The 17,681-nt window shown below is 69.0% G+C and carries 19 protein-coding genes and 1 tRNA gene; 11 read left to right on the top strand and 9 right to left on the bottom strand.

All coding sequences use genetic code 11. From position 1 onward, the window contains the following. The first annotated feature begins 13 nt into the window (after positions 1-13). From ABZU76_RS36955 to lon, 3 genes are all read left to right on the top strand, one after another. Entirely contained in the window at positions 14-862 is an 849-nt protein-coding gene (locus tag ABZU76_RS36955) for an SAM-dependent methyltransferase (RefSeq protein WP_220246038.1), read from the top strand. Beyond that, on the top strand, positions 859-1,695 hold the full coding sequence (locus ABZU76_RS36950; protein ID WP_354878392.1) for an SAM-dependent methyltransferase: 837 nt from the start codon (positions 859-861) through the stop codon (positions 1,693-1,695). The genes ABZU76_RS36955 and ABZU76_RS36950 overlap by 4 nt, the downstream gene beginning before the upstream one ends. A gap of 121 nt (positions 1,696-1,816) precedes the next feature. Beyond that, positions 1,817-4,219 carry an endopeptidase La gene (lon, locus tag ABZU76_RS36945; protein ID WP_354878389.1) on the top strand — a complete coding sequence of 801 codons (2,403 nt, stop codon included), beginning with the start codon at positions 1,817-1,819 and terminating at the stop codon, positions 4,217-4,219. A gap of 51 nt (positions 4,220-4,270) precedes the next feature. Here the strand turns inward: lon and ABZU76_RS36940 are convergent, their stop codons facing one another. From ABZU76_RS36940 to ABZU76_RS36925, 4 genes are all read right to left on the bottom strand, one after another. Then, on the bottom strand, positions 4,271-4,555 hold the full coding sequence (locus ABZU76_RS36940) for an MSMEG_0570 family nitrogen starvation response protein (protein ID WP_354878386.1): 285 nt from the start codon (positions 4,553-4,555) through the stop codon (positions 4,271-4,273). A 74-nt stretch (positions 4,556-4,629) separates the two neighbouring features. After that, on the bottom strand, positions 4,630-4,860 hold the full coding sequence (locus ABZU76_RS36935; RefSeq protein WP_354878383.1) for a hypothetical protein: 231 nt from the start codon (positions 4,858-4,860) through the stop codon (positions 4,630-4,632). Beyond that, complete coding sequence (locus ABZU76_RS36930; RefSeq protein ID WP_354878380.1) at positions 4,860-5,531, bottom strand: hypothetical protein; 672 nt, start codon at positions 5,529-5,531, stop codon at positions 4,860-4,862. The genes ABZU76_RS36935 and ABZU76_RS36930 overlap by 1 nt, the downstream gene beginning before the upstream one ends. 29 nt (positions 5,532-5,560) lie before the next feature. Then, positions 5,561-5,941: a hypothetical protein gene (locus ABZU76_RS36925; protein WP_354878377.1), complete on the bottom strand. Its 381-nt coding sequence runs from the start codon at positions 5,939-5,941 to the stop codon at positions 5,561-5,563. A gap of 113 nt (positions 5,942-6,054) precedes the next feature. Here ABZU76_RS36925 and ABZU76_RS36920 point away from each other — a divergent pair, with 113 nt between their 5' ends. Continuing rightward, positions 6,055-6,480 (top strand): TIGR03667 family PPOX class F420-dependent oxidoreductase, encoded by a 426-nt coding sequence (locus ABZU76_RS36920; RefSeq protein ID WP_354878374.1) that lies wholly within the window; start codon positions 6,055-6,057, stop codon positions 6,478-6,480. Between the two features lie 317 nt (positions 6,481-6,797). On the opposite strand, the gene ABZU76_RS36915 is transcribed toward ABZU76_RS36920, so the two are convergent. Further along, on the bottom strand, positions 6,798-7,241 hold the full coding sequence (locus ABZU76_RS36915) for a hypothetical protein (protein WP_354878372.1): 444 nt from the start codon (positions 7,239-7,241) through the stop codon (positions 6,798-6,800). Between the two features lie 396 nt (positions 7,242-7,637). After that, a tRNA-Tyr gene (locus ABZU76_RS36910) sits at positions 7,638-7,719 on the bottom strand. Positions 7,720-7,846: 127 nt separating this feature from the next. Here ABZU76_RS36910 and ABZU76_RS36905 point away from each other — a divergent pair. Then, a complete protein-coding gene (locus tag ABZU76_RS36905; RefSeq protein ID WP_220246029.1) occupies positions 7,847-8,338 on the top strand; it encodes a YajQ family cyclic di-GMP-binding protein in 492 nt (163 codons plus the stop codon). 206 nt (positions 8,339-8,544) lie between these two features. On the opposite strand, the gene ABZU76_RS36900 is transcribed toward ABZU76_RS36905, so the two are convergent. Continuing rightward, positions 8,545-9,495 carry a helix-turn-helix transcriptional regulator gene (locus ABZU76_RS36900; protein ID WP_354878370.1) on the bottom strand — a complete coding sequence of 317 codons (951 nt, stop codon included), beginning with the start codon at positions 9,493-9,495 and terminating at the stop codon, positions 8,545-8,547. Positions 9,496-9,634: 139 nt separating this feature from the next. On the opposite strand from ABZU76_RS36900, the gene ABZU76_RS36895 reads away from it, so the two are divergent. Next, complete coding sequence (locus ABZU76_RS36895) at positions 9,635-10,648, top strand: methyltransferase (RefSeq protein WP_354878368.1); 1,014 nt, start codon at positions 9,635-9,637, stop codon at positions 10,646-10,648. Here the strand turns inward: ABZU76_RS36895 and ABZU76_RS36890 are convergent. After that, a complete protein-coding gene (locus ABZU76_RS36890) occupies positions 10,635-11,321 on the bottom strand; it encodes a hypothetical protein (protein WP_354878366.1) in 687 nt (228 codons plus the stop codon). The two genes, ABZU76_RS36895 and ABZU76_RS36890, sit on opposite strands and share 14 nt — an antisense overlap. Before the next feature lie 216 nt (positions 11,322-11,537). Between ABZU76_RS36890 and ABZU76_RS36885 the strand changes: the two genes are divergently transcribed. Together ABZU76_RS36885 and rfbA are read left to right on the top strand one after the other, a co-directional pair. Continuing rightward, complete coding sequence (locus ABZU76_RS36885) at positions 11,538-12,686, top strand: sialidase family protein (RefSeq protein ID WP_354878364.1); 1,149 nt, start codon at positions 11,538-11,540, stop codon at positions 12,684-12,686. Between the two features lie 42 nt (positions 12,687-12,728). Beyond that, on the top strand, positions 12,729-13,613 hold the full coding sequence (gene rfbA / locus ABZU76_RS36880; protein ID WP_354878362.1) for a glucose-1-phosphate thymidylyltransferase RfbA: 885 nt from the start codon (positions 12,729-12,731) through the stop codon (positions 13,611-13,613). Between the two features lie 6 nt (positions 13,614-13,619). On the opposite strand, the gene htpX is transcribed toward rfbA, so the two are convergent. After that, a complete protein-coding gene (gene htpX, locus ABZU76_RS36875; protein ID WP_354878359.1) occupies positions 13,620-14,468 on the bottom strand; it encodes a zinc metalloprotease HtpX in 849 nt (282 codons plus the stop codon). A gap of 133 nt (positions 14,469-14,601) precedes the next feature. Here htpX and ABZU76_RS36870 point away from each other — a divergent pair, with 133 nt between their 5' ends. From ABZU76_RS36870 to ABZU76_RS36860, 3 genes are read left to right on the top strand one after another with little or no spacing between them, the layout of a single operon-like run. Continuing rightward, a complete protein-coding gene (locus ABZU76_RS36870; protein WP_354878356.1) occupies positions 14,602-15,570 on the top strand; it encodes a YncE family protein in 969 nt (322 codons plus the stop codon). 39 nt (positions 15,571-15,609) lie between these two features. Next, positions 15,610-16,485, top strand: a complete 876-nt coding sequence (locus ABZU76_RS36865; protein WP_354878353.1) for an LLM class F420-dependent oxidoreductase — start codon at positions 15,610-15,612, stop codon at positions 16,483-16,485. Positions 16,486-16,492: 7 nt separating this feature from the next. Next, on the top strand, positions 16,493-17,344 hold the full coding sequence (locus tag ABZU76_RS36860; protein WP_354878537.1) for an LLM class F420-dependent oxidoreductase: 852 nt from the start codon (positions 16,493-16,495) through the stop codon (positions 17,342-17,344). The last annotated feature ends 337 nt before the right edge of the window (positions 17,345-17,681 follow it).

Genomic DNA, 17,681 nt, shown 5'->3' with positions numbered 1-17,681 from the left:
GGGGAGTTCCGACGTGAGCGAGCAGCCGGCGGCCGCGCCGAAGGCGCCCGAGGGCGTGGACACCGAGAAGCCTTCGGCGGCGCGGATCTACGACTGGTACCTCGGCGGCACCCAGAACTGGGCCGTCGACCGCGAGTTCGGCCGGCGCGTGGAGCAGCAGTGGCCGCTGGTGCGGCCGGGCGCGAAGCAGAACCGCGAATTCATGAACCGTGCGGTGCGCGCCGCGCTCAAGGCGGGCATCCGGCAGTTCATCGACCTCGGCTCGGGGGTGCCGACGGCCGGCAACGTCCACGAGGTCATCGAGGCCGAGCTGGACGACGACGACCGCGCGACCGTGTTGTACGTGGACTACGAGCCGGTGGCCGTGGCCCACGCGACGCTGATCCTCGAGGAAGAAGCCGCCACCGACTGGGCCGGCATCCTGCAGGCGGACATGCGCGACCCCAAGGCCGTGCTGCACTCGCCGACCACGCGCGAGTTCATCGACTTCGGCAAGCCCGTGTGCCTGCTGATGATGGCGGTGCTGCACTTCGTCGGCCCGGACGACGACCCCGAGGGCCTCGTCAAGGCCTACCGCGACGCGCTCGCGCCGGGCAGCTGGCTGTCCATCTCGCAGATGAGCGAGGGCGACGGCGACGGCCCGGCGCTCGAAGGCCTGCGCTGGTTCGTGGAGCAGTACCGCAAGACCAGCAACCCCGTCTGGATGCGCGACCGCGACGACATCGTCCCGTTCTTCGGTGGCTGGCCGTTGCTGGAGCCAGGGATCGTGCACCTACCGGACTGGCGGCCGGAGCGTGAGCTGAACGCGGTGGAGGCCGAGGCCAGACCGTTCGCGTGGTGCGGGGTCGCGGAGAAGCCGTGACCGCGCCGGACGCGCCGGCCGGGGTGGACGTCGAGAAGCCGTCGGCCGCGCGCGTCTACGACTGGTACCTCGGTGGTTCGCAGAACTGGGCCGTCGACCGCGAGTTCGGCCGTCGCGTCGAGAAGGTGTGGCCGCTGATCCGGCCCATCTCGCGACAGAACCGGGCGTTCATGAACCGCGTGGTGCGGGCGGCGCTCGACGCCGGGATCCGGCAGTTCGTGGACCTCGGCTCGGGTGTGCCGACGGCGGGGAACGTCCACGAGATCGTGCGCGAGCGGCTGTCGGAGGACGAGCGCGCGACCGTGGTGTACGTGGACTACGAGCCGGTGGCCGCCGCGCACTCGCGTGTGATCCTCGAACGCGAGCACGCGGGCGACTGGGCCGGCCTCGTGCAGCGAGACATCCGCGACCCGGAGGCCCTCTTCGCCGACGAGAGCACGCGGCGGCTCGTCGACTGGTCCGAACCCGTGTGCCTGCTGATGATCACCGTGCTGCACTTCATCGGCCCCGACGACGACCCCGACGCGCTCATGGCGACCTACCGCGCGAAGCTCGCCCCCGGCTCGTGGCTGGCCGTGACGCACGGCACGTGCCGCGACGACGCGCCGCCGGAGCGCGCGGCCGAGGTGAAGACGTTCATCGACGCCTACCGCGACACGTCCAACCCCGCCTACCTCCGCTCGGACGCCGAGATCCTGCCCTGGTTCGGCGGCTGGCCGCTGCTGGAGCCGGGGCTGTCCCCGCTGCCGGACTGGCGGCCGGACCGTCCGGTGTCGGCGCTGGAAGCGGAGACGCGGCCGTTCGCCTGGAGCGGGGTGGCGGCGAAGCCGTGACCTGGCCCACGGTGCTCTGACCAGCGCGGGAGCGTGATCGCTGCCAGCGAACACTCCTCGGGAAACAAACCCGCCCCACGGATAGTTGAGCAAGGCAGACTCAACTAATCGAGGAGTGCACATGTCAGATCCCCGCCTCCTGCCCGTTCTCCCGCTCGATGACGACGTCGTGCTGCCGGGCATGGTTGTCCCGCTCGACCTCACCGACGCCGAGACCCGGGGCGCAGTGGAGTCCGCTCAGGCCAAGACGCCCGCGACGGCGTCGTTCCCCGGCATCCGCTCCGGCGCGGCCACCAAGGCCGAAGTGCTGATCGTCCCCCGCATCCACGGCGAGTACGCCGAGATCGGCACGGTCGCCACCGTCGAGCGCATCGGCCGGGTTCCCGGCGGCAAGGCCGCCGTTCTGCTGCGCGGCACCGGCCGCGCCGTGGTGGGCCGCATCGCGGACGGTCCCGGCGCCGCGCGCTGGATCCACGCAGACGAGGCCACCGACTTCACCGACGACCGCTCCACGCAGCTCGCGTCGGAGTACAAGGCCGTGGTCATCTCGCTGCTCCAGCAGCGCGGTGGCTGGCAGATGATCGACGCCGTCCAGCAGGTCGAGGAGCCCTCTGCGGTCGCCGACCTGTCCGGCAACGCGCCGTACCTGGCCACGGAGCAGAAGCTCGAACTGCTGACCACGCTCGACGTGAGCAAGCGGCTCGAGAAGGCCATGGAGTGGAGCAAGGAGTACCTCGCCGAGCTCGAGGTGACCGACACCATCCGCAAGGACGTCCAGGAGGGTATGGACAAGCAGCAGAAGGAATTCCTGCTGCGCCGCCAGCTCGAGGCGATCCGCAAGGAGCTCGGTGAGCTCGACGGTTCCGACAAGGACGACGACTACCGCGCCCGCGTGGAGGCCGCCGACCTGCCCGACAACGTCAAGAAGGCCGCGCTGGCCGAGGTCGACAAGCTGGAGCGCACCTCCGAGCAGTCGCCCGAGGGCGGCTGGATCCGGACGTGGCTCGACACGGTGCTGGAGCTGCCGTGGAACGAGCGCACCGAGGACGTCTACGACATCGCCGCCGCGCGCGCCGTGCTCGACGCGGACCACGCGGGCCTCGACGACGTCAAGGAACGCATCATCGAGTACTTGGCCGTGCGCAAGCGTCGCGCGGAGTCGGGGCTCGGCCCGGTCGGCGGACGCCGTTCCGGTGCCGTGCTCGCCCTCGCGGGCCCTCCCGGGGTCGGCAAGACGTCGCTGGGCGAATCCGTGGCGAAGGCCATGGGACGCAAGTTCGTCCGCGTCGCCCTCGGTGGCATCCGGGACGAGGCGGAGATCCGCGGGCACCGTCGTACCTACGTCGGCGCGCTGCCGGGCCGCATCGTGCGGGCCATCAAGGAGGCCGGCTCGATGAACCCGGTCGTGCTGCTCGACGAGATCGACAAGGTCGGCGCCGACTACCGCGGCGACCCGACGGCTGCCCTCCTGGAGGTGCTGGACCCGGAACAGAACCACACGTTCCGCGACCACTACCTCGAGGTGGAGCTCGACCTGTCCGACGTCGTGTTCCTCGCGACGGCCAACGCGCTGGAGACCATCCCCGGCCCGCTGCTCGACCGCATGGAGCTCGTCACCCTCGACGGCTACACCGAGCACGAGAAGGTGACGATCGCCCGTGACCACCTGCTCCCGCGCGAGCTGGAGCGCGCCGGCCTCACAACCGGCGACGTGGTGATCACCGACGCGGCGTTCAGCCGGATCGCCGCCGAGTACACCCGCGAGGCGGGCGTGCGCGACGTGAACCGGACGATCGCCAAGCTGCTGCGCAAGATCGCGACGAAGGTGGCTCTGGACTCCGTTTCGCTGCCGGTGTCCTTGGACGCCGCGGACCTGGAGACCTACCTGGGCCGCCCGCGCCACGTGCCGGAGTCGTCCCTGCCCACCTCGACCCAGCGCACGTCCATCCCGGGCGTCGCGACGGGCCTGGCCGTGACCGGCGCGGGTGGCGACGTGCTCTACATCGAGGCGTCGCTGGCCGACCCGGAGAGCGGCTCGACGGGCCTTCAGCTCACCGGCCAGCTCGGTGACGTGATGAAGGAGTCGGTGCAGATCGCCCTGTCGTACCTGCGCTCGCACGGCGCGGAGCTCGAACTGCCTGTCAGCGACCTGAAGGACCGCGGCATCCACGTCCACGTCCCCGCGGGCGCGGTGCCGAAGGACGGCCCCTCGGCCGGCGTCACCATGACGACCGCTCTGGCCTCGCTGCTGTCCGGCCGCGTGGTGCGCGCGGATGTGGCGATGACCGGTGAGGTTTCGCTGACCGGCCGCGTGCTGCCGATCGGTGGGGTGAAGCAGAAGCTGCTCGCCGCGCACCGGGCGGGGATGAAGACGGTGATCATCCCGCAGCGCAACGAGCCGGACATGGACGACGTGCCCGCCGAGGTGTTGTCGCAGCTGGATGTCCACGCTGTGGCGAATGTCGGCGAGGTGCTGGAGCTGGCGTTGACGCCTGCTTCGTCGGAGATTCCGCAGGCGGCGTGAGTCGCTTGTAGACAGACGGAAGGCCCTCGTTCCCTTGGGAACGGGGGCCTTTCACTTTTCGAAGGCCTCCACCACAACCCGTGCACTCTCGTCTCCGAAGGCACCGGCGCGCCGCTCGATATCGGCGAGCTGGGCAGCGGCGCGCGAGCAGGGGAACCCGAACCGCGCGAGCACCCGCTCCGACGCGAGCGTCAACGCCGCACGCGAGCGCTCGACGAACTCGGCGACCGGGTACTCCTCCCCCACGGCGAAATGCTCTTCGACCACAGTGGACGGTGAATAGCACCGCTGCACCGAGGAATCCGGCCAGCGCACTCGGAACACGATCTCGGGCATGGGGGCCTCCTCGCTGTTGCCGCGAGTGGACACCACTCACGTTTCGCCGATGTTGCACGAAGGCGCGTGTGTGATCAGGGCAACAGCCCTCGGCGAACCCACTGCTCGGTGAACCGGTGCCGACCGAGATCCACGGCGGCGAACTCGTCGCGGTGGGATCCGGCGTCGACGCCTAGGTGGCGGAGAGCTTGGGAAGCCGGAGAACCCTCGGGCGGGTTGACGAGCTCGTCTTCGGAGACGTGGATCGGACCGAAGACGACGGCCCCCGATTCCCACACCTGGGCGGCTTCCAGGACGTAGGTCATCACAAGTCGAGCTTTCGCCACTCGAAGTGGGCGCGCCAGGTGTCGTCGTGGGTGGCGAAGGCGAGGAAGGCCGTGGTGACGTCTTCGAGGGAGGGGACGTCGGTGCGGTAGTGGCGGTCAGGGGAGCCGTCGCGGTGTTCGAGGGCGTAGTGGCCTTCGGGGGCGCCGGCGTATTGGCCTTGGCCGACCTGGACGTAGGCGTCGCCGCGTTCGAGGACGGCGTACCAGTTGGCGGCGGAGAGGCGCTGCAGGGCGGCGCGGATGGCGGCGGGGTCGGGGTTTTCGAGGTGGGAGCCGTCGCACGCGATCAGGGAGAGGGCGGCCGGGTTGTGGACGTCGTCGGTCTGCGGGTTGTACACGACCAGGCCGTGGTGACGGGCCAAGTCCAGCACGACCCGCAGCACGACGCCGGCGAAGGACCAAGAGATGGGCATGACGACGGCGTCTTCATAGCGACTGAGGGCCGCCGACCAAGGCGCCTTTTCGAGATCGCCGGTCTCGAGGGCGTCGACGAGTTCGGGGTACCGCGCGGTCAACTCACGGTAGAACGCAGCCACCTGCGGGTGCCGTATCTCGCCGGGCTCGATCTCGAAGAGCTGCTCGTACTTCCGCTTCGCGTCGGCTGCGCTCATGGCCGCGGGCGCGAACCACACCGCGAGATTCAAACTCATCGGCACTTCCCCCTAGTTTGGGGACAAGCTTACGTCGCCTCCACGCGGCCGAGCATCGAAGCGAGCTTGGTGAGGGCGTAGTAGATGTCGATGTCGATCACGACCTGGCGGTGGCGCTCCAGCGTCTCCGGCAGACGGGCGAGCAGGGCGGGCGCGGTGGCGGGGTCGAGGAGGAGCTCGTCGAGCCGCGCCTGGCCGCCGAGGGCGTCGATGAGGGCCTGGACGTCCCAGTCGTCCCAGGCCTCGTACGTCGGGTCCTCGACGTCCACGTCGGACGGCACCGCCGCGCGGCACACGTAGACCATGAGGTGATCGAACTCGTCGAGGGCGCCGACGTGAGCCTCGTGCCAGCCCGGCGGCGGTGCGGGGAAGCTGCTGCGGAACGGCTGGAACCCGATGACCTCGCCCATGCTCGGAAGTCTGCCATCACACCCGGGTGTGAATCCCCTGGTCGGGCTTTTGATCACCCGAAATTGTCGGACCTCGCCGTTAGCCTGGCGGTGTACCGACTGGGGAGGACCACTTGGAACTCACGACGCACCTGCCACCCGCCGACCGCGAACGGGTCGAGGCGCGGCTGGAGCACAACCTCATGGCGTGGCTCACCACCGTGCGGCCGGACGGGCAGCCGGTCACCGTGCCGGTGTGGTTCCTCACGCGCGGAGACGGAACCATCCTGCTCTACAGCCGCCCTCACACGCGGAAGCTGCGCAACATCGCCGCCAACCCGAAGGTCAGCCTGGTGCTGGACGTAACCGACGTCGGCCGCAACGTCGTGCGGATCGAAGGCCTGGCCACGCCCGCGACAGCCCCGCCGGCCGACCGGAACCCCGCGTACCTGGCCAAGTACACCGAACGCATCGCGGCACTGTTCGACACGCCTGAGCGGTTCGCCGAGTTGTTCTCCGTCGCGGTGGTGGTGACGCCGACGAAGGTGAGCACCTCGTGAGACAGCACGTTTGTCGAATCGAGACTCTGCTGTGGGGTGTGTGTGAGGCGGCAGGACAGAGACGCTCAGCGGGACAATGTGATCGTATTGCGCTCGATTAATGGGACTGCATGATCCCCCGAGATCTCTTTCACAATCGCAGCATCCACCCCTATCGCGAAAGAATGCCGCCCCCTTTGCCCACTCCGGAATCTTTGCTGAATTGCAGGCAACAGCGATCCAGACCCGACGGATGGCTGACCTGCACGTTCACGACCGCGCCGCGCCAGCGACAGGCGCTGCGACCCACGAATGACCCACGATCACCTGCGCTGCTGCTAGAAACGCCACTCCCACCCGTTCGCGGCGCCTGGAGCGGGAGTCTTCGGCGGGGCCAGATCGGGGTCGGTCGGAGCGAAGACCTTCGGCCCGCCCGGAAGAAGGATCAAGGTCCCCGACTCGGCGAGCGAAATCAACGGGATCTGGCCCGTGTACTTGCTGTTGGCGGCGTAGTGCTCCGGCAGCGGCTCGGACTTCGGGCATTCTCCCTTTTGGCTGACCTGGGTGGCTCCGTCCGCGCCCTTGATCTCGAACGCCGACGGGTTCAGGAGGGCGTAAACGGTCTCAAGATCGACGGGGTTGGCGGGCATGTAGGTCTTGACGGTGACGTCGAGGAGCAGGATGTGCACGCCCTCCACACGATCCTGATAACACTCGGGGTCGACCTGGATCTTCGTGATCCAGAAGTCGAAAACCGGGTTGGGCGAGTCCGGCGTCCTCACCTCCGCGCGGTCGCCGACCTTCCTGATGATGAAGCCATCAGCGGACAGCGTGGGGGCTGCTGTCGCGGTTGAGGACGGCGTGGTTGCCGGTGGCGCGAACGTGGCCGGCGCGGGGTGGTTTCCCGCTGGAGCCGTTGGTCCCGAGCATGCGCCGATCGCCAGCGTGAGTGTCGCGAGCGAGAAGCCCAGGGTGCATCTTCGGTACATGTCGGTGTCCCCTCACTCAGCCGAGCAGGTGTTCCGCGTGGTCGCGGCAAGGGCCCTCACCGGCCGGTGAGGCTCGAAAATCTGTGGGGCGTATGCGGGGCGGGCAACCGGAAACGGCCGCACAGCCGCGCAACACAAGATCACCCCCGTGACCTGTTGACGCTGGTCACGGGGGTGATTTGGCTGGTGTGGCAGGTGAGGGATTCGAACCCCCGAAGGCTGAGCCGTCTGATTTACAGTCAGATCCCTTTGGCCGCTTGGGTAACCTGCCATGGCCGGGTGACCGGCCGCGTAGAAGGATACCCAACGGTCCGACGCGCCGATCAACCGGGGACCCCACCAGGTGACAGGGGCTAGGCTGGTGGCCCCTGACGAGCGAGTACGAGGTGTGAGGACACGTGGCGGATCCCTCTTTCGACGTGGTGAGCAAGGTCGACCGCCAGGAGGTGGACAACGCCCTGAACCAGGCGAGCAAGGAGCTGGGCACCCGGTTCGACTTCCGGGGCACGGGCACGAGCATCGATTGGTCCGGCGAAGAAGCGCTCACCATCGAGTCGGAGACCGAGGAGCGGGCGCTCGCGGCCGTGGAGGTCTTCAAGGAGAAGCTGATCAAGCGCAGCATCTCGCTGAAGGCGTTCGAAGCCGGCGAGCCCGCGCTGTCCGGCAAGATCTACAAGATCGGCGGCAAGATCCTGCAGGGCATCGCGTCGGACAAGGCGAAGCAGATCGCCAAGTTCATCCGCGACGAAGGCCCGAAGGGCGTCCAGGCCCAGATCCAGGGCGACCAGCTGCGGGTGTCGGGCAAGAAGAAGGACCAGCTGCAGGACGTGATCGCCCTGTTGAAGGGCAAGGATTTCGAGATCGCGTTGCAGTTCACGAACTACCGCTGACGCGCCGCGGGCATCCGGTCGCAGGGTGCCCGCCTCGACGTCCCCTCTGGTGACGTAGCGCGTTGACGGCGAGCGACTCCGGGGCTGTCGCTGAGGAATCGCCATGCGGACCACCAGGCAGCCGCGGCGAATCGTGGCGAGGACGTCCCTCGGCCGAGGCCGGAGGATGGTGACGTCGTGCGGGGCTCTGCAAGAACGGACCGACGTCACTGCTGCTGAGCCGACCTGACGAACTGTGTCGGAGTCTGGCCGTAGCGGGATTTGAACGCGCGGATCAGGTGGCTGCTGTCCGAGAACTGCCAGCGGGCCGCGACTTCCGAGACGGTGGCGCGGCCGGTAGCCAGGTCCGAACGCGCGCGTTCCAGGCGGCGGCGCCGGACGTAGGCCGTGACGGATTCGTCGAAGCCGGCGAAGGCGCGGTGGAGGGTGCGGACCGAGACGTTCAGATGGCGGGCCAGCACGACCGGCGAGAGGTCCGCGTCCGGGAGCAGGGCGTCGGCGAGGTCGCGGGCGGCCTGGGCCAAGGCGGGGGCCAGCAAGGGGTCGGCGCAGTCAGCGTGGCCGAGGATGACGCCCTTCGCCAGTTCCACCAAGGACGCGCGCGCGGTGATGAGGCCGGCCGGGGTGAGGGTGTCGACGGTGGCCTCGACGGCGCGGGTCTGGGCGAGCAGGAGGCGGACCTCCGCCGAGCCGGCGAGACCGATCACGTGCCGGTCGGTCAGGTGGGGGCGCAGCTGGTCGACGGGCAGCTGCAGGACGGTCGCGGTCGTGCGCGGCTCGACCTCGAACGTCCACGAGGGATCGTTGAGGCGCACCACGAACTGGCCGCCCGTGACGGTCGTGGTGGTGCGGCGCGGGCCGGTGAAGCGCCACTCGCCGTGGCGGACGACGTGGAGCACGACGCGGTTGTTGAGGTGGTTGAACTCACCGCCGGTGCCGCCGGCGACGGATTCGCTGTAGAGGCGCTCGATGACGGCGTCGTCCACTTTGGCGTGGCGGATGCGCACGCGGTAGTCGCCGGCGCCGACGGGTTTCGCGGGCGGCAAGGGGATCACGCGCCCGACCTGGGAGTCCCAGCCCTGGCGCAGCACGTCGGGCCAGTCGCGCGCGTGCGCGGGCACCGTCACGTCCACGGCGTACTTCCGACGCGTCTCCACACCCTCCACCACGGACGAACGCGGCGCTGAGGTTCAACCGAGACGGCGTTCGCGTCCAATCGCGTGGCACCGGGGCGTTCCTAGCGTGAGGCGGAGCGCCGCCGGGGAGTCCGGCAGGCCCGGTACGGAAGGACCCGCCATGACCGCGGACCCGGCAGCACAGATGCTCGACCTGCTCACCGGCGGCTGGGTCGCCCAGACCCTGCGCGCCACGGCGGAGCTGAACATCGCCGACCACCTCGCCGACGGTCCCGCCACGGCCGAGCAGGTCGCGGAGCGTGAGCGCAGCGACCCGCGCACGACGTACCGGCTGATGCGCGCCGCGTCGTCGCTCGGGGTGCTCGGGTACGAGGGCGAGCGCCGCTTCGCGTTGACGCGGCCGGGCGAGCTGCTGCGCACGGGTGTGCCCGGCTCGATGCGGTCGCTCGTGCTGGTGCAGAACGAGCACGCGCACTGGCAGTCGTGGGAACGGCTGCCCGACGCCGTACGCGCGGGCGGGTCGAAGGCGCGCGAGGTGCTCGGCGTGGACCTGTTTGGTTACTTCGCGCAACCGGAGAACGCCGAGGAGGCCGCGCTGTTCTCGCGCGCGATGGGAGATCTGTCCGGTTTGGTCACCCAGGGGGCGGTGGCCACGGTGGACACGACGGGCGTGACGACCGTCCTCGACGCCGGCGGCGCGGACGGCGACTTCGTGCTCGGCCTGATGGCCGCCAACCCCCGGCTGGAAGGACTGGTGCTCGACCTGCCGCACGTCGTGCCGGGCGCCCGCAAGGAGGCCGAACGACGCGGGCTGGCCGGCCGCTTCACCGCCGTCGCGGGTGACTTCTTCGTCGAGGTCCCGCCCGCGGACCTGTACCTGCTGAAGATGATCCTCCACGACTGGAACGACGAACGCTGCCTCACGATCCTGCGCAACTGCCGCGCCGCCGTGACCGAAGGCGGGCGGCTGCTGGTCGTCGAGATGGTGATCGGCGAGCTCGGCACGCCGGACTTCGCGACGCGCGTGGACATGAACATGCTCAACGTCACCGACGGCATGGAACGCGACCTGGACGAGTACGACGCCCTGTTCGCCGCGTCGGGCTGGCGGCGGGCGAAGACTTATCCGGTCGGCGGTGGTTACTCGGTGCTGGAGCTGGTCACGACGCCGTGAACGTCCACGAGCCCTCGTACGCCTGGACCTCCACCAGGGTCGGGCCCGGCACGGGGAAGTCCGAAGTGGTGGCGCCGATCTCGTTGACCGCGAGGTCCATGGTGCCGCCGCCCTGGACCCAGACGGCGGAGTTGCCGCGCGAGCCGGTTTTGAAGGTCGCGTGGGTGATGCCCGCGGGGACCACCAGCACAGCGTCGCCCTTGCCGGCGTAGGGCTTGCCCGCTGTCACGGCGGGGAGGGTGCGGTGGTCGGAGAGGGTGGCGGTCCACGAGGAGTTCGCGTTGATCGTGAGGGTGCGGGAGGGGTCGCGGCCTTCGGTGACGTTGAACCAGACCGTGCCGTGGTACGCGCCGATGGCGTTGATGAGCGAATTCTCGTCGCCGTCGGTGTGGACGAAGATGTTGGAGTCGCAGCGCGGGCAGTCGAAGGTGAGGTAGCCGGGGACGTCGGTGGGCCACGACAACTGAACCGTGGCGTCGCCCTTGCCGGTGTGGGTTTCCGTCGGCGCTTCCAGGCGACGCGGGGGCGGGGGCGGCGCGACCGAAGTCGACGAAGGCGCGTCGAGACCCAGTGACCCGAGGATCACCCCGCGCCCCGACGGCTGGACGCTGCACGAGGCCGTGACCAGGCCCGCGAGCAGCAACACCGCAACACGCCCGCGGACGCGCGTCATCAGACATTCCCCCTCGTGAGCCGCCGCGCGGCTCTCAGGTGATCTTTCGTCACCCTTTGACGATCCGTTACCTCCACCTGACACCCGATCGGGCGGGTCAAACCCCTCGACCGGGTGGAGTCCCGGCGCTGACCTGCGGAGACGCCGCGAAGGAGGCCGGTACCGACGTGGTTGCGTGGTGTAATCGCGCGGCCCGCCCGCGAGAGAGGTTCGCCGATGCGCCGTTGGACACCCGTGATCGCCTTCCTCACGTCACTGGTGGTGCTGGCCGCAGGCCTCACGCCCGCGTCGGCCGTGGTCGACAAGCAGCAGCTGGTTCCCGGGTACGGCTCGTACGCGCGGCTGATCCGGCTGCAGTACTCGCCGTTCGGCAAGGGGCACATCCTCGCGTCGCTCACGAGTGAAGACGGCGGGGGCAAGTTCACGCCCATCATGGAGAGCACCGACGAGGGCGCGAGCTTCCACAAGATCGGCGAGATCCGCGACCCCGACGGCAAGCTCGGCGAATGCTGCGGCACCCTCTACGAGCTGCCCCAACGCGTCGGCCGGCTGCGCGCGGGCACCGTGCTCTGGGCCGCCAGCTACCGGCAGGACGCGGGCGCCCAGCGGCGCATCGGCATCAAGGTCTGGGCCAGCTCCGACGGCGGGAAGCGCTGGACGTACCTGTCCGAGGCCGCGATCTCGCACAACCACGACGGCATCTGGGAACCCGAGTTCACCGTCGACGCCGGCGGCACGCTCTGGCTGCACTACGCCGACGAGACCCAAGCCCCGAAGTACGCGCAGGTGCTCAACCGCGTCGCGTCCACCGACGGGATCCACTGGGGCACCAAGCAGCTCACGCTGGCCATCCCGCCGGACCGCGTCCGCCCGGGCATGCCGATCATCCGGCGCCTGCCCGACGGCCGGTACTGGTTCAGCTACGAGATCTGCAACTACGGCGACCGCTACTGCGACCCGTACTACAAGATCTCCGCGGACGGCGCGAACTGGGGCGATCCGGCCGATCCGGGCACGCGCGTGAACACGGCCGGCGGCAACTACTTCCAGCACGCGCAGACCGTCACGCCCTTCCCCGGCGGGCCCAACGGAGTGCGGCTCGTGATGGTCGGGCAGATCTACACCAACGCCAAGGGCACACCCGTCGCCGGCAACGGCCAGACCTTGCTCGCCAACGACAACCTCGGCGCCGGCAACTGGTACCCGCTGCCGGCCCCCATCCTCATCACCGGCATCTACAACAACTTCTGCCCCAACTACTCGTCCACGCTGCTGCCCGTCGACGGCGGGAAGAGCGTGCTGGAGGTCGCGACCGAGTACAACCTCGGCTGCAAGGCCTACTTCGGCAAAGGTCCGATGGGCTGACACACTCACTCGGGACGGTGAACGCCACGAGTGAGGAGACGGATGAAGGGCATCGTGCTGGCGGGGGGCAGCGGGACGCGGCTGCACCCGATCACGCAGGCCGTGTCGAAGCAGCTGCTGCCGGTCTACGACAAGCCGATGATCTACTACCCGATCTCGGTGCTCATGCTGGCCGGCATCCGCGAGATCCTGGTGATCTCCACGCCCGCCGACCTGCCGAACTTCCGGCGTCTACTGGGTGACGGCAGCCAGTTCGGGCTGTCGTTCAGCTTCGCCGAGCAGCCCAGCCCCAACGGCCTGGCCGAGGCCTTCGTCATCGGCGCCGACTTCGTGGGCGACGACTCCGTGGCCCTCGTCCTGGGCGACAACATCTTCTACGGCCAGGGTTTCTCGCGCACCCTGCAGGACGCGTCGACCGACCTCGACGGCTGCGTGCTGTTCGGATACCGCGTCAAGGACCCCGAGCGCTACGGCGTCGGCGAGATCGACGGGTCCGGCAAGCTCGTGTCGATCGAGGAGAAGCCGGTGAAGGCGCGCTCGAACAACGCGATCACCGGGCTGTACTTCTACGACAACGGGGTCGTCGACATCTCGCGCGCGCTGAAGCCGTCGCACCGCGGCGAGCTGGAGATCACGGACGTCAACCTCACCTACCTGCGCGAAGGCCGCGCCGCCCTCATCGAGCTCAGCCGCGGCTTCGCCTGGCTCGACACGGGCACGCACGACTCGCTGCTGGAGGCCGGGCAGTTCGTGCAGGTGCTGGAACACCGCACCGGGGTGCGCATCGCCTGTCTGGAGGAGATCGCGGCGCGGATGGGCTTCATCAGCGCGGACGAGTGTTATGCGCTGGGGACGAAGCTGGCGAAGTCTGGTTATGGGGATTACGTGATGAGTGTGGCGCAGTCATTGGGTGCGACCGGGGCGTAGCTCCGCTCAGAAGCCCCGCGCCATCGCTTCCAGGCGGCGGATGCGGTCCTCGATCGGCGGGTGCGTGGAGAACAGCTTCGACAGCCCCGCGCCCGGGCGGAACGGGTTGGCGATCATCAGGTGCGACTGCGACACGACGGCCGGTTCGGGGGCCAGAGGTGCCGCGCGCGTGCCCGCCTCCAGTTTGCGCAGGGCCGAGGCCAGTGCGAGCGGGTCGCCCGTGAGCTCGGAGCCCGAGGCGTCCGCCTGGTATTCGCGGGAGCGGCTGACGGCGAGCTTGATCACCGACGCCGCGATGGGGCCGATGAGGACGAGCAGCAGGGACACGAACGGGTTGCCGTCGCGGCTGTTGCCGCCGAAGAAGAAGGCCAGGTTGGCGAGCACGCTGATGACGCTGGCGAGCGCGCCGGCGACGCAGGAGATCAAAATATCCCGGTTGTAGACGTGCGACAGCTCGTGGCCGAGGACCGCTCGTAGCTCGCGCTCGTTGAGCAGGTCGAGGATGCCCGCGGTGCAGCACACGGCGGCGTGCTGCGGGCTGCGGCCGGTGGCGAACGCGTTGGGCGCGACCGTCGGGCTGAGGTAGAGCGCGGGCATCGGCTGGCGCGCGGTGGTGGCCAGCTCGCGCACGATGCGGTACGTCGCGGGCTGCTCGACCTCCGACACGGGCCGCGCGCGCATGGCACGCAGGGCGAGCTTCTCGGAGTTGAAGTAGGCATACGCGTTGACCCCGAGGGCCAGCACCAGGCCGATGATCAGCGCGCCGCGGCCGAAGAGGCTGCTGATCGCGATGATGATCGCCGACAGCAGACCGAGCAGCAATGCCGTCTTCAGCCCGTTCTGGTGTTTGTGCACGCGGCTCGCCTCCGTCCGCTCTCAGGAGTGATTACTCACCGGAAACAACGCGATCGGGCGACCCGAAGTTCCTTCGCATGATCCACCGCCGGGTTAGGGTCGGGAAAGTGATCATCCTCGGCGGAGGTGGGCGATGCACGGTCCCGAACTGAGCCGACGAGGGCTGTTCGCCCTGGCCACCGCGGGTGTAGCAGGTGCCTGCCTGCCCGCGACCGCGTTTGCGGAGCAGGTGAGCGTCGTCGACGTCGGCGGGGCACTCACGGCCGTCGCGGTGAATCCGGTCACGGGGCTGGTGTACGTGACCGACTCGAACTCCGGCTCCGTCGCCGTGATCGACCCGGCCGCTGGGCGCGTGACCACGATCATCACGGTCGGCGGCAAGCCCAGCGACGTCGCCGTGGACTCGGCCGCCAACCGCGTGTACGTGGCCAACCCGCCGGGCGGCACCGTGATCGCTCTCGACGCGCTCAGCCACCAGACGATGAGCGTCGTCGGCGCGGGCGCCGGCGCGTCGTCGCTCGCCGTGGACTCGGCGGCGAACAAGGTCTACGCCGTGAGCGACACCTTGGGGACGCTCGCCATCCTCGACACCCTGAGCCTCACCACGCAGCGGATCGTGGCGGCGCCGAAGCCGAGCCTCGCGGGGATCGCGCTCGACACCGGGCGGCGCATCGCCTACTGCACGAGCCCCACCACCGACTCGGTCGAGGTGTACGACATCGACGCCGGCAAGTTCACCAGCAGCGCCGGGGTCGGCGCGTCGCCCACGGGTGTGGTGGTGCACGAGGCGAGCGGCACCGTGTTCGTGGCCAACTCGGCGATCCACCACATGTCCATTGTGGACGCCGTGACCCGCGAGCAGAGCAAGACCGTGTTGCTGCGCAGCGAAGCTTCGGCGATCGCCGTGCACCAAGGCACCGACACGATCTACACCAACGGCGGCCAGAACGGACTGTCCCGAGTGGACGGCAAAGCCGGCGTGCTCACAGGCGAACTGAGCCTGGGCGTGAACCCGGGCGACGTGGCCGTCGACCAGCGTTCGCGCGCCGTTTACGTGACGGATCCCTTGCACGGAACCGTTTCCGTCATCCGCAATTTCTGACGGCGCACCTGGTGTAACTCCAGGTATACGTTCGGTCATATGAAACTCGGACTGCAGATCCCCAACTTCACCTGGCCAGGAGGTTCGTCGAAGCTCGGCGCCGACCTCGCCTCCGTCGCGCGCTCGGCCGACCAGGCCGGTTTCGAGTACCTGGCGGTGATGGACCACTTCTTCCAGATCCGCGGCGTCGGACCGAGCGAGAACGAGATGCTCGAGGCGTACACGGCGCTGGGCTTCCTCGCGGCGCACACCGAGCGCGCGAAGCTGCTCACGGTGATCACCGGCGTGATCTACCGCCACCCGGGCCTGCTCGCGAAGGCCATCACGACCCTCGACGTGCTCTCCGGCGGCCGCGCGGTGCTCGGCATCGGCGCCGGCTGGAACGAGGAGGAGTCGAAGGGCCTCGGCTTCCCGTTCCCGTCCACCGCGGAGCGCTTCGAGCTGCTCGAGGAGAACCTGCAGTACATCCTGCAGATGTGGGCCGAGGGCGACGACGCGTTCTCCAGCAAGCACTTCGAGGCCGAGCGCCTGCTCAACTCGCCGCAGCCGATCACGCGCCCCCACCCCCCGATCATGATCGGCGGCGGCGGCGAAAAGAAGACGCTGCGCTTCGTCGCCAAGTACGGCGACGCGTGCAACATCTTCAACACCCCCGACCTGGAGCACAAGCTCGACGTGCTCAAGCAGCACTGCGAGAACGAGGGCCGCGACTACGACGAGATCACCAAGACCGTCTACCACACCCTCGACATCGGCCCCGACGGCGAGAAGACGGGCGAGCTCCTGGCGGAGCTGGAGCGTCTGCACGGCCTGGGCTTCCACGCGGCGATCGGCAGCATCCCGACGTTGCCGGATGTGTCGGTGATCGAGAAGTTCGCGAAGGACGTCATCCCGGCGGTCGAGAAGCTCGCATGAAACTGGGATTGCACTCCCCCAGCTGACCTGGCCGAACGGTCCGGCGGCACTCGGGCCCGACCTCGCCACGGTGGCCAAAGCCGTGGACGAGGCCGGGTTCGAGTACCTGTCGGTGATGGACCACTGCTTCCAGATCTCGCGCTACGGCCCGCCCGAGCGCGAAATGCTGGAGGCGTACACGACGCTGGGGTTCCTCGCCGCGCACACTTCGCGGGTCAAGCTGCTCACGCTGGTCAGCGGCGTGATCTACCGGCACCCGGGCCTGCTCGCGAAGGCCGTCACGACCCTCGACGTGCTCTCCGGCGGCCGCGCGATCCTCGGCATCGGCGCCGGCTGGAACGAAGAGGAAGCCAAGGGCCTCGGCTTCCCGTTCCCGCCGCTCAAGGAGCGCTTCGAACAGCTGGAAGACGCCCTGCGCTACGTCCTGCAGATGTGGGCCGAAGGCGACGACGCGTTCTCCGGCAAGCACTTCGAGGCCGAGCGCCTGCTCAACTCGCCGCAGTCGCTGCAACGCCCCCACCCGCCGATCCTCATCGGCGGCAGTGGCGAGAAAAAGACGCTGCGGTTCGTCGCGCAGTACGCCGACGTCTGCAACCTCTTCCCGGGCCCGGACCTGCCGCACAAGCTCGACGTGCTCAAGCAGCACTGCGCCGCCGTCGGCCGCGACTACGACGAGATCACCAAAACCGTCGCGCTGTGGCTCGACATCGGCGAGAACGGCGAGAAGACCGGGCAGCTCCTCGACGAGCTGGGGCAGCTCGCCGAGCTCGGCGTCCACGCCGCCATGGGGTGGATCCCGGGCGTGCCCGATCCACGGGTGATCGAGAAGTTCGGCACCGACATAATCCCAACTCTGTAATTTTGCCTCGGCTCCGCCGAGGCGGCGAGATCGCTTCGAGCCGACTTCTTCCCTCCCGATTTCGCGCGGCCCCTCGGGCCGCGCGAAATCGCTCAGTCCAGAAGTCGGCACGATCTCGCGTGGTGGTTCAGACGTGCTGATGGCCCGGGCGACCGCCGCAACACAGTCACAATCCCTCGCCGGGGTGCGGGAAAAACCCACGCACCCCGGCGCGACGTTTACTCTCCGCACACGCCGCCGGGCAAGGTAAAGACCACGCCAATCCCCTGCTCCCACCAGGCGAACAAGCCGGGAAAAGCGCTGCGAACCGGGCCGAGCACATCTCATTCGGAAAACG

Origin of the sequence: Amycolatopsis sp. NPDC005232 (assembly GCF_040607795.1) — a bacterium.
Taxonomy (GTDB): domain Bacteria; phylum Actinomycetota; class Actinomycetes; order Mycobacteriales; family Pseudonocardiaceae; genus Amycolatopsis.
Note: the sequence above shows the minus strand (reverse complement) of the source record. Positions and strands in the feature narration are given on the sequence as shown.